Annotated in this window: 13 protein-coding genes and 1 pseudogene; 6 read left to right on the top strand and 8 right to left on the bottom strand. The window is 74.1% G+C overall.

Features of this window, described 5'->3' with window-relative positions; translation table 11 throughout:
• Nucleotides 1-20 precede the first annotated feature (20 nt).
• Nucleotides 21-413, bottom strand: a complete 393-nt coding sequence (locus tag ACQEU6_RS45180) for a hypothetical protein (protein WP_499339958.1) — start codon at nucleotides 411-413, stop codon at nucleotides 21-23.
• Between the two features lie 261 nt (nucleotides 414-674).
• Between ACQEU6_RS45180 and ACQEU6_RS45175 the strand changes: the two genes are divergently transcribed.
• Nucleotides 675-1,856: a helix-turn-helix domain-containing protein gene (locus tag ACQEU6_RS45175; RefSeq protein ID WP_499339957.1), complete on the top strand. Its 1,182-nt coding sequence runs from the start codon at nucleotides 675-677 to the stop codon at nucleotides 1,854-1,856.
• A 9-nt stretch (nucleotides 1,857-1,865) separates the two neighbouring features.
• A complete protein-coding gene (locus ACQEU6_RS45170) occupies nucleotides 1,866-2,339 on the top strand; it encodes a hypothetical protein (protein ID WP_499339956.1) in 474 nt (157 codons plus the stop codon).
• A gap of 426 nt (nucleotides 2,340-2,765) precedes the next feature.
• Here the strand turns inward: ACQEU6_RS45170 and ACQEU6_RS45165 are convergent, their stop codons facing one another.
• Both ACQEU6_RS45165 and ACQEU6_RS45160 read right to left on the bottom strand, forming a co-directional pair.
• A complete protein-coding gene (locus tag ACQEU6_RS45165) occupies nucleotides 2,766-3,134 on the bottom strand; it encodes a hypothetical protein (protein ID WP_499339955.1) in 369 nt (122 codons plus the stop codon).
• A gap of 479 nt (nucleotides 3,135-3,613) precedes the next feature.
• A pseudogene (locus tag ACQEU6_RS45160) lies at nucleotides 3,614-3,793 on the bottom strand (hypothetical protein); the annotation flags it as partial.
• Nucleotides 3,794-3,847: 54 nt separating this feature from the next.
• Here ACQEU6_RS45160 and ACQEU6_RS45155 point away from each other — a divergent pair.
• Nucleotides 3,848-4,597, top strand: coding sequence for a TetR/AcrR family transcriptional regulator (locus ACQEU6_RS45155; protein ID WP_499339954.1), 750 nt, complete (start codon nucleotides 3,848-3,850; stop codon nucleotides 4,595-4,597).
• Here ACQEU6_RS45155 and ACQEU6_RS45150 read toward each other — a convergent pair.
• Together ACQEU6_RS45150 and ACQEU6_RS45145 are read right to left on the bottom strand one after the other, a co-directional pair.
• The gene (locus ACQEU6_RS45150; protein WP_499339953.1) at nucleotides 4,584-5,525 is read right to left on the bottom strand and encodes an ATP-dependent helicase C-terminal domain-containing protein; all 942 of its coding nucleotides are present in this window, start codon (nucleotides 5,523-5,525) and stop codon (nucleotides 4,584-4,586) included. The two genes, ACQEU6_RS45155 and ACQEU6_RS45150, sit on opposite strands and share 14 nt — an antisense overlap.
• The gene (locus ACQEU6_RS45145; protein ID WP_499339952.1) at nucleotides 5,468-7,090 is read right to left on the bottom strand and encodes a helicase-related protein; all 1,623 of its coding nucleotides are present in this window, start codon (nucleotides 7,088-7,090) and stop codon (nucleotides 5,468-5,470) included. Before ACQEU6_RS45145 ends, ACQEU6_RS45150 begins: the two co-directional genes overlap by 58 nt.
• 287 nt (nucleotides 7,091-7,377) lie before the next feature.
• On the opposite strand from ACQEU6_RS45145, the gene ACQEU6_RS45140 reads away from it, so the two are divergent.
• The gene (locus ACQEU6_RS45140; RefSeq protein WP_499339951.1) at nucleotides 7,378-8,145 is read left to right on the top strand and encodes an NERD domain-containing protein; all 768 of its coding nucleotides are present in this window, start codon (nucleotides 7,378-7,380) and stop codon (nucleotides 8,143-8,145) included.
• Between the two features lie 55 nt (nucleotides 8,146-8,200).
• On the opposite strand, the gene ACQEU6_RS45135 is transcribed toward ACQEU6_RS45140, so the two are convergent.
• On the bottom strand, nucleotides 8,201-8,608 hold the full coding sequence (locus ACQEU6_RS45135; RefSeq protein ID WP_499340562.1) for a hypothetical protein: 408 nt from the start codon (nucleotides 8,606-8,608) through the stop codon (nucleotides 8,201-8,203).
• A gap of 172 nt (nucleotides 8,609-8,780) precedes the next feature.
• Nucleotides 8,781-9,146: a hypothetical protein gene (locus tag ACQEU6_RS45130; protein WP_499339950.1), complete on the bottom strand. Its 366-nt coding sequence runs from the start codon at nucleotides 9,144-9,146 to the stop codon at nucleotides 8,781-8,783.
• A gap of 126 nt (nucleotides 9,147-9,272) precedes the next feature.
• Between ACQEU6_RS45130 and ACQEU6_RS45125 the strand changes: the two genes are divergently transcribed.
• Complete coding sequence (locus tag ACQEU6_RS45125; protein WP_499339949.1) at nucleotides 9,273-9,998, top strand: histidine phosphatase family protein; 726 nt, start codon at nucleotides 9,273-9,275, stop codon at nucleotides 9,996-9,998.
• On the opposite strand, the gene ACQEU6_RS45120 is transcribed toward ACQEU6_RS45125, so the two are convergent.
• Entirely contained in the window at nucleotides 9,982-11,430 is a 1,449-nt protein-coding gene (locus ACQEU6_RS45120) for a helix-turn-helix domain-containing protein (RefSeq protein WP_499339948.1), read from the bottom strand. The genes ACQEU6_RS45125 and ACQEU6_RS45120 overlap by 17 nt on opposite strands.
• A 521-nt stretch (nucleotides 11,431-11,951) precedes the next feature.
• Between ACQEU6_RS45120 and ACQEU6_RS45115 the strand changes: the two genes are divergently transcribed.
• Nucleotides 11,952-12,515 (top strand): hypothetical protein, encoded by a 564-nt coding sequence (locus ACQEU6_RS45115; RefSeq protein WP_499339947.1) that lies wholly within the window; start codon nucleotides 11,952-11,954, stop codon nucleotides 12,513-12,515.
• Nucleotides 12,516-12,540 lie beyond the last annotated feature (25 nt).

The following is a 12,540-nucleotide window of genomic DNA, read 5'->3' as shown; positions in this document are numbered from 1 at the left end:
CGCCTCAGGCCGCCGCGCCGTCACCGACCCACCCCCGACCCGCCAGCGCCACCCGCATGACGCTTGACCACACGCACCAGCACCGCAGGAGCGTCCGCCACCTCGGCCACCGGCACGATGCCCTCACCGCAGCCCGCCCGCAGGAACCACCACACCCCGCCGACCGGCTCGCAGTCGACATCCATCCACCGCGACTCATCCACCGTGCTCACCACATGCAGCATCGGCACGCCGTCCCGGCTCACCAGACCGCACCGCAGCGGCCCGCCCCACTCCGACACCACCGCGTCCAACGCAGCCAAATGCAAGCCACGCTCACCCATCGCCGACGCCAGATCGGACCGAGGTTCGACCTCCTCACCAGAGCTTTCGGTGTCGTCCGCCGTCCCGCCCGAACACGCTTCGTGGATCATCGTGAAGCGCCTCCCTCATCAATCGCCCGGCCCTCCGGATGCCTCCGAAGGCTGATGCGTAGTGATCCTGAGGGAACAGACAGTCACAGGCGACGCGTTACCACTGACGCAACTCGGGGCAAGTCGCGTTACGACTACAAGCACCGCAGGAGCGCCGCGTAGCTTAGATTTGTGCAGCAGACAGGGCAGAGCATCCCGCCAGCTTTTTGGTCCAAGCCTGCCGTCGCGGCAGCTCTCGCGGACTGCGACTTTCCTACGCTCTTGGACGAGATCCGTCACGCGCGCGGCTGGTCTCAGGCGGACCTGGCTGCGGCGGTGGGCTACTCCCAAAGCTGGGTCTCAAAGGTGCATCGACGAGTACAGCCACTCACCGTCGATCAGGTTAGGGACATTTCAGGCCGTCTCGGGGTTCCTCTTCAGCTACTCCGGTTCGCCATTGGAGGAGGTGACGATCCCACGGACCGCAGAGAATTCAACAAGGTCGTCGCCCTAGCCCTGCTCCCCGTGCCAGCCTGCGCTGAACCCGACGAGGCCACAGCGCCGAACCTCACCGCCATCACGGGCAGTCAGAGACGCTTGGACGCGACGACGCCAGCCCGCGACCTTGCACGAGGGGTGATTGCACACGTCGAGATGGCCGACCGACGACGCGCCCAGACAGCGCGCACACCGTTCTCTGCTGAGATCTCCGCAGCAGTCAGCGAGGCAGCAGGATTTGCCGCATGGCTTCACGCAGACATGCACGACATCGGGACCGCACGCATGTACTACCGGATGGCTGTCGACCGCGCGCGGCGAGCCAAGCACGGTCTACTCACCGCGTACATGCTCGGCAGTCTGGCGGCCTTCGAGACCGACACAGACGACCCGGATCTTGGTCTCGCGCTGGTCGCGGAGGCACGCAAACAGGTGGGCACACGAGGTCATCCCACCCCGCGAGCTTGGCTTTCCGCCATTGAGGCTCTAGCCCATGCCACTGCTAGACACAGAGCGAGCGAAACGCGCAGCGCCGACGCGCTTCGCCGTGCGCAGCAGGCAATCGACGCGGACGATCACGCTCCGCCTCCCTGGCCCTGGGTATTTCCCTTCGACGAAGCCAAACTCGCGGGTTACCGGGCGCTGGTCGCTGTGCGCCTCAATCAGCCGAGCGCGGCTCTTGCAGCGTTCGCCGAGTCCCTCACCAACAACCAGCCCGCGCCCAAGCAGCGCGCCGCCATCATGCTTGAAGTCGCCACCGCAGTGCGCCAGGGGGCCGAACTTGCCCACGACGCCGCCCAAGCGGACGAGGCATTCCGCCTGGGAAACGACGCACTCAGAGTGGGGGTCACCTACGCATCCGACCGAGTCATCCAGCGAGCAAGGGGTTTCCGCCGTCAGTACTCAGGACCGACCACAGCCAGAGTCCGGGAGTTCGACCGGCTTCTGCGAGCAACCCTCACCTAAGGAGCGCCCTTGCCACGCATCGCTATCTCCGGCCATCGGGGCATGCCCACTGATTCCGAACGCGTCGTAGACGCGGCCATACGGCAACTCCTCGCGTCACAGCAGGACGTGACGGGCCTGTCGTGCTTGGCCGACGGACCGGACCAGCTCTTCGCCCGCGCTGTCCTGGATCAAGGAGGCGCTATCGAAGCGGTCATCCCGGCACACGGCTACCGCGAAGGGCTACCCCAAGGAGCCCACTCGGAGTATGACCGCCTCCTCTCCCAAGCCGTCGAGGTTCACCGGCTCGACTTCACAGAGTCCAACTCGGAGGCTCACATGGCGGCCAGCGCCCTCATGATCGATCTTGCTGACGAGTTGTGGGCGGTATGGGACGGGCTGCCCGCGCGCGGGTACGGAGGAACAGCCGACGTCGTCGCTTACGCACGTGAACGCCGCATCCCCCTCCAGCTCATCTGGCCCGATGGAGCCCGACGCGACTAGCTTCACACCAGGCCGCCCGCACCTCGCCGGACGCGTGTGTGAGGATTTTCCCTACGTAGGTCAAGGCGCGCGGCGTATCGCCGCGCGCCTTCGCACGTGGTGAGCCGATGCACGCCGGTTCGGGATCGGCTCGGGTGACGCTGAGCGGACGGAGCAGTTCCCGGCGGATCGGGACCGTCACCGGACGTACGGACGGACCGAGACCAAGACGACCTTCGGCCGTCTTGGCTCGGCCGCCGACGCCGTTACGGCCCTCCCGCCGACCTGCCCGCCGCCACGCGCACCCAGCGCGCCCCGGCCCGCTCCCATCGGCGTACCGCGCGAAGTTCCGCGACCGGCAGCCGCGCTTGCATTCCGGTCAGGCTCAGCCCCGGCACGCGAGCACGGCCGCCGGCTGCTCACCACTGCGTACGGCCTTACCGCAGGTCAGCGCTCACGCGGAAGCGGTACCCGTTGCACCAGGCCCAGCCGCAGCAGAGCCGAGCGGACACCTCCCGGGGAGCGTCCGAAGTGCTTCACCAGCTCCGATTTCGGCGTGCCTGCCTCCCACATGCGCCGCAGCTCCGCGTCCTCCTCCGTGGTCCACGGCTTGCCGTGGTTGGGGAACAGTGCGCGCAGCCTCTCCGCCCGCGCGCCCGTGCCCCAGTCGACCGACCGAACCTCGGTCACCGCCACGTCCAGCGCCACCGCACCCGCGTTGACCAGCACCAGCCGGTCAGCTTCAACCCGCATCTCCGAGACCGTCACCGACCCGAACGTCTGCGGACGCTCGAACATCACCCGGACCTCTGGCATGAACACCCCGTTCCCCGTGAACCGTCCCCCCGACCACACCGGGAGATACCCACCCCAACCAGCAGGCAAGCGGCAGCCGACACACCAGGCCCGCTCTACGCCCCAGCAGGCGCACAAGGTGCGGCTACTTCGGTTCCCAACCAACCCCGACCCCCACCCCTTACAACGACCCGCCTCCGGCGTAGGGCTCTACCCATAAGAGCGCGTGCGCCCCGGTCAGCGCGCTAAGCCGCCGTCGCGCAGACTGAAACACCGTGGGCACCCATCCAGACCCCCACGGGGTCGGGGCAGGCGAAGGGACGCCGGGCGCGGGCTTGGGCGGGGACCCCTCCGGCGGGCCGCCCCCGGCCTGATGTGGGCAGCCGTACGGCAGCCCGGAGCCGCGCGAGGCTAGCAGCCCGCCGCCCCACCCAAGCCCGCACCCGGCTCCCCACAACAGCGCAGGCCGCCCCCACCAAGAACCATCACAGTTCCGTTACCGTCTTGCCCGCGCCGTTCGGGCCGAGCAGGCCGTGCACGGTCCCGGCGGGGACGCGCAGGTCCAGCCCGGCGAGGGCCTCGGTGCCGCCGTAGCGCTTGCGCAGCCCCTCGGCGACGACCGCGAACCGTGGTTCCGTCACCCGTCCTCCAAAACTATGTACGCAGTACGGATTTACCATCGCGGCCAATATAACGTACGCAGTACAGAGTTTCATCCCTGAGAGGATCGGCCGGTGACCGAGTACAGCGGGGCGGGCGACCCCAAGCGCACCCTGGAGCTGCTGTGGGGCGTGCGGGAGCGCCCCAGGCGCGGGCCCAAGCCCCGGCTGACCGCGGAGGAGATCGTGCGGGCGGCGGTCCGGCTGGCCGACGCCGAGGGCCTGGACGGGCTGTCGATCCGGCGCATCGCCGAGGAGCTCGGCGTCTCCCCCATGTCGATCTACACCTACGTGCCGGGCAAGGCGGAGCTGATCGACGTCATGGTCGACCGCGCCTTCGGCGAGCTGACGCCGCCCGGGCACGACACCTGGCGGGCCCGCCTGGAGCACATCGCCCGCGACAACTGGGCGCTGTTCCACCGGCATCCGTGGCTGCTGCAGATCACCACCGTCCGGCCGCCGCTCGGCCCGAACACGTGCGCCAAGTTCGAGTACGAGCTGCGCGCCGTGGACGGCCTCGGCCTCGGCGACGTGGAGATGGACTCCGTCGTCGCGCTCGTCACGGGCTTCGCCGAGAGCGCCTCCCGCGTGTCGGTCAACGCCGCCGAGGCCGAGCGCCGCAGCGGGATGACCGACGAGCAGTGGTGGGAGGCGAGCGCCCCCCTCCTGGAGAAGCTGGTGAACGAGGACGACTACCCGCTCGGGACCCGCGTCGGCGCCGCCGTCGGGTACGAGTACGCCTCCGCCGTCGCGCCCGGACGCGCCTTCGAGTTCGGCCTCGCCCGCGTCCTGGACGGCATCGAGGCGCTGATCAGCTCGCGCTAGCCCGCTTGGTCCGCTTCGTCGCCACGGCGCCCACCGGATCCTCCGGCCACGGGTGCCGGGGGTAGCGGCCCCGCAGCTCGGCCCGGACCGCCCGGTACCCCTCGCGCCAGAACGAGGCCAGGTCCGCGGTGACCGCCGCCGGGCGCCCCGCCGGCGACAGCAGGTGCACGACCAGGGGCGCCCGCCCCCCGGCGAGCCGCGGCGCCTCGTCCCACCCGAACAGCTCCTGGAGCTTCACGGCGAGGACGGGCCGCTCCCCCGAGTAGTCGACCCGGATCCGCGACCCGGACGGGACCTCGACCCGCTCGGGCGCGTACTCCTCCAGCCGCTTCGCCAGGTCCCACGGCAGCAGTCCCCGCAGCAGGCCCGCGACGTCGGCCTTCGCCAGGTCGGCCCGCCGCCGCGCGCCGGACAGCCACTCCGGCGCCCGCTCCAGCAGCGCCGCGTCGTCGACGGCGGGCCAGGGCTCCCCGAGGACCTCGCGCAGGAACGCCAGCCGCTCCCGCAGCGCGACCGCCCCCGGAGTCCAGCGCAGCAGCCCGAGCCCCTCCGCGCGCAGACCGTCCAGCAGGGCGGCGCGCACGAGCCCGGGATCGGGGTCCCGCAGCGGCCGCGCCCCCAGCTCGATCGCGCCGAGGCGCTCGACGCGGCGCGCCACCACGTCGCCGTCGCGCCACACCACCTCCTCGGCGGTCTCCACCAGCGGCGCCGCCGCGGTCCGCGCGATCTCCTCGTCGATCACCACGGCCTGCCGCACCCGCGCCGAGGCCGCCCCGGCGGGACGGTCGGCCGCCGCGACCGCGAGCCAGCCGGGCCGCGCCCCGGCCAGCGCCGACCCCTCCGCCGGCTCGGCCCCCGTCCCGGAGGCCATCAGGTAGCCGCCGCCACGCCGGGCCCGCGCCACCCGCTCCGGGAACGCCAGCGCCACCACGGTCCCCGCCGCGCGGTCGTCGCCGAGCCCGGACGGGGCCCCGCCCCCGCGGCGAGCGACCTCTGGAGGCGGGCCGCCTCGTCGCGCCAGCGCGCGGCGTGCGGGTCGGCGGGCCGGTTCCGGCCCCGCAGGGCGCGCCAGACGGCGGTGAGGTCGTCGCCCGCCGAGCGGGGCGGCGGCTCGGAGAGCAGCGCGACGATCTGCGCCGCGTCGCGGGCGCCGACCCGCGGCGCGCCGTCGAGGAGGGCGCGGGCGAGGCGGGGGTGCAGGCCGACGCGGGCCAGGCGGCGGCCGCGGTCGGTGGCCCGGCCGTCCCGCAGGGCGCCGAGGGCGTGCAGGGTGGAGCGGGCGGCGTCCATCGCGGCGGGCGGGGGCGGGTCGGGCAGGGCGAGGCCGGCCGCGCCGGGATCGCCCCAGCAGGCCGCCTGGAGGGCGAAGCCGGTGAGGTCGGCCAGCTCGATCTCGGGGCGGGGGCGGACCGGGAGCCGGTCGTGCTCGGCCTGGGTCCAGCACCGGTAGACGGCGCCGGGGGCCTCGCGCCCGGCGCGCCCGGCGCGCTGGTCGGCGGTGGCGCGGGACGCGCGGACGGTGGTGAGCGAGCCGAGGCCGCGGGCGTGGTCGGTGCGCGGCTCGCGGGCGAGGCCGGAGTCGACGACCGCGCGGACGCCGGGGACGGTGAGGCTCGACTCGGCCACCGAGGTGGCGAGGACGATCCGGCGGCGGGACGCCGGTGCGAGCACCTCGTCCTGCACGCGCCCCGGCGCCTGGCCGTGGATCTGCAGGATCTCGGCGGGCGCGCCGGCCAGCAGCCCGGCGACGCGGGCGATCTCGCCGACCCCCGGCAGGAAGCACAGGACGTCGCCGTCGCGCTCGGCCAGGGCCCGGCGGGCGGTCGCGGCGACGTGCGCGAGGAACGCCGGGTCGACGCGCATGCCGTGCGGAGGCGGGACGGGGCGCGGCGGCGGCGCCCAGACCGTCTCGACCGGGTGGAGCGCCGCCGCGGTCTCCACCACCGGGGCGCCGCCCAGCAGGCGCGACCACGGGCCGGTGTCGGCGGTGGCCGACGCGGCGACCAGCCGCAGGTCGGGGCGCAGCGCCTCACGCACGTCGAGCAGGAACGCCAGCGCGGTGTCGGCGTCCAGGTGCCGCTCGTGGCACTCGTCCAGGATCACCGTGCCGACGCCGTCGAGCTCGGGGTCGGACTGGAGGCGCTGGAGGACCACGCCCGTGGTGACGACCTCGACGCGCGCGCCGGGGCGGGTCTCGCCGCGGACGGTGACGCCGACCCGGCCGCCGACGCGCTCGCCGAGCAGCCAGGCCATGCGGCGGGCGGCGGCCCGGGCGGCGAGGCGGCGGGGCTCCAGGACCAGGACCTTGCCGGGCGCGGGCGGGGCGCCCTGACCCTGCGCGAGGGCGAGCCCGGCGAGGGCGAGGGGGACCAGGGTGGTCTTCCCGGTGCCGGGCGGCGCCGCCAGCACCGCCGCGCCGTGCTCGTCCAGGGCCGCGCGCAGCGCGGGGACGGCATGGCGGACGGGAAGGCCTTCGGCGGCGCTGAGGTGCATCGTCCCAGTGTGCCGCGCCGCCCGCGCCGCCCGGGCAATCAATTGCAGCGAAAAGGGCTTTGAATGTTGCGATGATACTTGCATCGCGCCTTTCAGCCAATCCGCGCGACTCTTCTCCGGTGTTCCCACGAATCGTCGCACCAATCACACCCGAACGGGCAGGTAGGCAATGGCCCAGGTCCAAGAAGTGGCGCGACAGTTTGATTTAAGTCACCTCGCAAAGTGTGGCGGAAATGCCGGAGCGTCCCCATACTGGTGGCGTCTAAGCAGGTGCTGGGAGGACGGACATGTTCGGCAGCTCCATCTACCTCAGGGACCGCCCCGCTTTCACCGGCGGCTCTCCGCAGGCGGTGTACGAGGAACTCTGGCAGCGTGGCCGAAAAGGACGATTGCGGACACGCGCCTTTCTCGCGGCGGCGACGCTCGTGCTGTGCGCACTCCTGGTCAACGCCGTTTTCGCAGTCGTGATGGCCGCCCTGGTCGCCGCCTCGGACACGCTCGTCCATTGGCGCATTTACAGTGCGTCGCGGGTTTGGCGCCTCGGGCTGCGCGGCGATCAGCGCATGAACCGGTTCCTGCGCTACACGCTGGAGCGGCGCGGCCACCGCGTGCTCCACGCGCGGACGGTCCCCGGGCACGGGATCGCCGACCAACTGGTCGTCGGGCCCGGCGGCGTGTGGCTCATGCACAACGAGGCGTGGTCGCCCGGAGCCGAGGTGTCCCAGCACGGCGGCCGGCTGTTCATCGACGGCCGGACGCAGTCCAAGCTCGTCGCCGGGCTGACCGCGCGGGCCGAGGCCGCCGCCGCGGCGATCTCCCGCGCGGCCGGGACGCAGGTGGCGGTGACGCCGGTGCTGGCCGTGCACGGCGGCAAGCTCGCCCGCACGCCCTTCACCGCCGACGGCATCGTGTTCGCGCCGCCGCTGAAGCTGATCCGCTGGATGCGCCGCACCCCGACCGCCGACCTGTCCTCCGAGGAGGTCGAGGCGATCGCCCGGGCCGCCGTGCACGCCCTGCCGGTCGGCTCACTCGGCTCGACCCGAGCCGCGGCGTGACCGGCCCCCCGCGCAGGAGGACGGCATGACCGACAGACACCTGTGGTCGGAGGGCTCACACGCCGCCGCTCACAGGGCGCCCACCGCCCGCGGGGGTTCCGCCACCTCTGCGGGCGGTGCGGCGCAGCCACAGCAGGCCCACCACCGGCAGCACCAGGGGCACGAACCCGTAACCGCGCCCGTACACGGACCAGACCGTCTCGTCGGGGAACGCGGCGCGGTCGGCGATGCTGAGCGTGCCCACGGCGAGCACCCCCACCAGCTCCGTCGCGCAGGCGGCGACTGCGACCCGGAACGAGGTCCGGCCGCCCCGGGCCAGCGCCACCGTCGCCACGACGTAGACGGCGGCGGCGAGCGCCGACAGCAGGTAGGCGACCGGGGCGTCGGAGAAGCGGGTGGCGATCTGCACGCCCGCCCGCGCGCCGGCCGCGAGCGCGAAGACCGCGTAGACGGCGACCAGCAGCCGCCCCGGCCCGCCGGCGGTGGCGCCGGGACGGGCACCGCCGCCCGTGCGGGCCTCGGCGCCGGCGCGGGCGCCGTCGTCCGCGCGGGCCGGCGGACTCCCGCCCCCGTTCCCGGGGGCGGACGGCTCCGCGCGGACGGGCTCGGTCTCGCGGACGGGCTCGTGTTCGGGGTCAGGCACCGGTGCCGCTCCACAGCTGGTTCATCCGCACGGTCATGACGGCGACGGCCACCCCGGCCACGACGAGCACGGTGGGGCCCCACCGGGTGCGCTCCAGCAGCCCCCACCCGGCGCCGGCGACCGGGATCAGTAGCGATCCCAGCAGGTAGCCGACGAAGGTGGCGGGGCCGTCCGGCCCCTCACCGCCGGAGAGCTTGACGAAGGCGACCACGGCCTGCGCGACCAGCAGCACCTCCAGGACGCCGAACGCGGCGAGGTCGCCGGCGCCCATCGCCCGGCCGCGCAGCGCCGTCACCACGGCGTAGCCGGCGGCCAGCAGCGCCACCGCGATGATCGCGGCGGACAGCACGTTCGTCACGGCACCAAAGAGTACTACCGGCTGTAGAGCAACCGCGCCGCCGGCGCCCGCCGCCGCCCGCCGGCGCGGGCCGCGGCGGTGCGGGCCGCGGCGGTGCGGGGCCGGGGACCGGCGGGACATGGCAGCATGGCGGGCGTGAACGCGCTGCGATGGCTGACCCTGACCCGGCACGGAGAGAGCACCGGCAACCTCGCCTACCAGGCCGTCCTCGGCACCGACGCCGAGGAGGTCGACATCCCCGAGCGGGACGCCGACGTCCCGCTGTCGGACGCCGGCCGGGCGCAGGCGGCGGCGCTCGGCCGCTGGCTGGAGGCGCTCCCCGAGGACGAACGCCCCACGACGGTGATCACCTCTCCGTACGTGCGCGCCCGCGACACCGCGGCGATCGCGCTCGCCGAGACGTCCTTCGCCGCCCCGCGGATCCAGGTGGACGAGCGGATCCGCGACCGCGAGCAGGGCGTCCTCCAGGGGCTCACCCCCCGCGGCGTCCGCGCCCGGTACCCGGGCGAGGCCGAGCGGCTGCGCCACCTCGGCAAGTTCTACCACCGGCCGCCCGGCGGCGAGTCGTGGGCCGACCTCGCGCTGCGGCTGCGCAGCTTCTACCGCGACCTCCAGGCGGGCGCCCCCGGCGGCCGGGCCCTGGTCGTCGCCCACGACGCGATCATCGTCATGACCCGCTACCTGGTGGAGGAGCTGACCGAGCAGGAGATCATGCGGATCGAGAAGGAGCCCGTCGCCAACGCGTCGGTCACCCGGTGGCGCCACGACGGGACGGGGCTCGCGGCCGTCTGCTACAACGACTGCGCCCACCTCACCACCACCGCGGTCCCGCCGCCTACGGCTCACCGCTGAGCAGCCGGGCGCTGCGCGAGGCCACCGCGGCCAGCCGCGGGTCGCCCGGCGGCAGGGCGCCCCGCAGCCGCTCCAGCGCCTCCAGGTCGGCGCGCCCCGGCTCGGTCTGCGCGTAGGCCCACAGCACGTCGGCGCAGGCCCGGTCGAACACCTGCCGCCGGATCCCCACCGCCAGCTCGTCGCGTTCCGCGCGGACGGCGGGCGCGTCCGAGCACGGCAGCAGCTCGCCCCCGTACAACCGCACCGCGCCGGCGACGTCCCCCTCGTCCAGCAGCCGCCGGACGACGAGGAAGTCGGCGTCGACCGCGCAGCCGAGCCGGTAGGGGCGCGCGCGCACGACGTCGCCGAACTGGTGGCGGAGCCGGTGGATCTCGGGGCGGACGGTCGCCGCGCTGCCCTCGTCGCCGTACAGGTACAGCGAGAGCCGGTCGCCGCTCAGCCCCCGCGGGTGCAGCGCCAGCAGCGCGAGGATCTCGGCGTGCCGCAGCGTCAGGTCGAACCGCCGGCCGTCCAGCAGCGCGTGCGGGCCGTCGCCGAGCAGCGCCAGCGTCAGCAGCGGCGCCGCGGCGGACGCGAGCCTGGCGGCCAGGCCGCGCCCGGGCGGGGCGCTCTCGTCGACCCGGCCGCGGGCCCCCGGGATCCGCAGCAGGAACGCCTCGCCCAGCGGCTCGGCGACGGCGGTGCGGCCGTCCGGCAGCACGACCGTCCCGCCGGGCTCGGGGACGGCGACGCGCCGGCCGACCAGCCCGTCCCCGGGCGCGGCGAGGATGCGGCCGGTGGCGGTGGCGAGGACCCCGGTGCCGCGCAGCCCCCGCAGATGCGGCAGGAGCCGCTCGCGCAGCCGCTGGTCGCGCACCAGCATCTCGTTCTCCAGCCGCGCCTCGGCCAGCCGCGCCGCGGCGGCGACGAGCGCGACGGTCGCGGGGTGCAGCGCCTGCACCGTCGCGCTGACGTCGATGCAGCCGACCACGCGCCCCGAGTCGGGATCGGTGATCGGCGCCCCGGCGCACGACCAGCGGTGCAGGACGTGCGCGACGTGCTCGGCGGCGTACACGTACTCGGGCCGCCCGGCGGCGAGCGCGGTGCCGATGCCGTTGGTCCCGACGGCGTCCTCCGACCAGAGGAACCCCTCGGTCAGGCCGATCGCGTCGGCGGCGCGGCGGGCGGAGGCCGGGCCCTGCGTCCACAGCACGTGCCCGGCGGCGTCGGTGATCACCATCAGGTGCTCGGCCTCGTCGGCGACCCGCCGCAGCAGCGCCTGGATCATCGGCAGGTGCGGCTGGAGGGGGTGGGCGCCGCGGGCGTCGGCGACGGCGTCCCGTCCGTAGACCAGGGGCGCCGCCTGCATGCCCGCGTCGACGTCGGCGTCCCTGGAGCGCCGCCACGACTCGGCGATCGGCGCCCGGACGGTCACCGGCTCGCGCACCAGCACCAGCCCTTTCTCCGGAGGGAAGTCCGGCTCCGTTCGAGCATCGGTCCATCGCCTGGGCGGCGCAACCGATTCTCCGGATCCCGCACGGCCGGATCGCGGCACGGTCTGTGATCGGACGACCGCAACGTGCATGCAACGTGGGAGCGCTTACCGTGAGCGGCGCCGGGGAGCCGATGGACCGTCCCGTGGGTCCGCCGTCCCGCACGCGTCCGGGGGGAATGCGTGTGGGACGGCCCCGCTCTCCCGGCGCTACGGGGAGGACGAACGACCCATGCTCTGCCTGACATGCCACCGTGTTCGCCCGGCCGCGAGCCGGGCGGACTACACCGCCGAACGCGCCTCGCTCATCGTGCGCCAGGGCCTGTGCACGTGCAGCGCGCCGCCCGGCCGGCCATGGGTTCCGGAGCCCGTCCGCGAGGGCGTGCCGGCCCCGAAATAAACCCCTGGGTTCACAAAACGTTCACGGTCGATTCGCCTACAGTTTAAGGAGATTCCACCCGCCGGCCCCGGAAGGGAGCGCCATGACCGTGATACCGGGTCTCGTCCGCCGCGCCGCCGCCCAGGTGGAGCGGCATCTGCGCGAGGGCGCCGGCGCCCTCGCCAGGGCCGGGCGGGATCTGGAACGGTCGGCGGAGCTCGTCCTGCTGCTGCCGTCCATCGCCCAGCGCCTGTCGATCCTAGAGCAGGCGGCCCGCGTCCAGGACGCCGAGCTGCGCACGATCCGCACCGAGCTCGACTCGCTGGTCGGGCAGCTCAACGACCGGCTGCTGCCGCGCCTCGACGAGCGCATGGACGACACCGAGCGCGACCTGGCCGCCATCGCCAGCAGCCTGATCCGGACCGGCCGCGAGACCGCCGGCAACGGCACCCGGATGGAGGCCGCCGAGCGGCGCGTCGCCGACCTGCGGGCCAAGGTCGCGGCACTGGAGCAGCGGACCGGGCTCTGGCGGGACCTGCAGTCCACCGTCACCAGGTTCGGCGACGACCTGGACGCGATGCGCGCCCGGATGGCCCTGCGCACCGCCGAGCCGCCGGCGGACGCCGCGCCCGCCCCGGTGCAGAACCTCACCGACCGCCCGGCATAAGGGGGCGCCTGCGGGCGTCCTGGAC

This window comes from Spirillospora sp. CA-108201 (genome assembly GCF_050936235.1).
Classification (GTDB): domain Bacteria; phylum Actinomycetota; class Actinomycetes; order Streptosporangiales; family Streptosporangiaceae; genus Spirillospora.
Note: the sequence above shows the minus strand (reverse complement) of the source record. Positions and strands in the feature narration are given on the sequence as shown.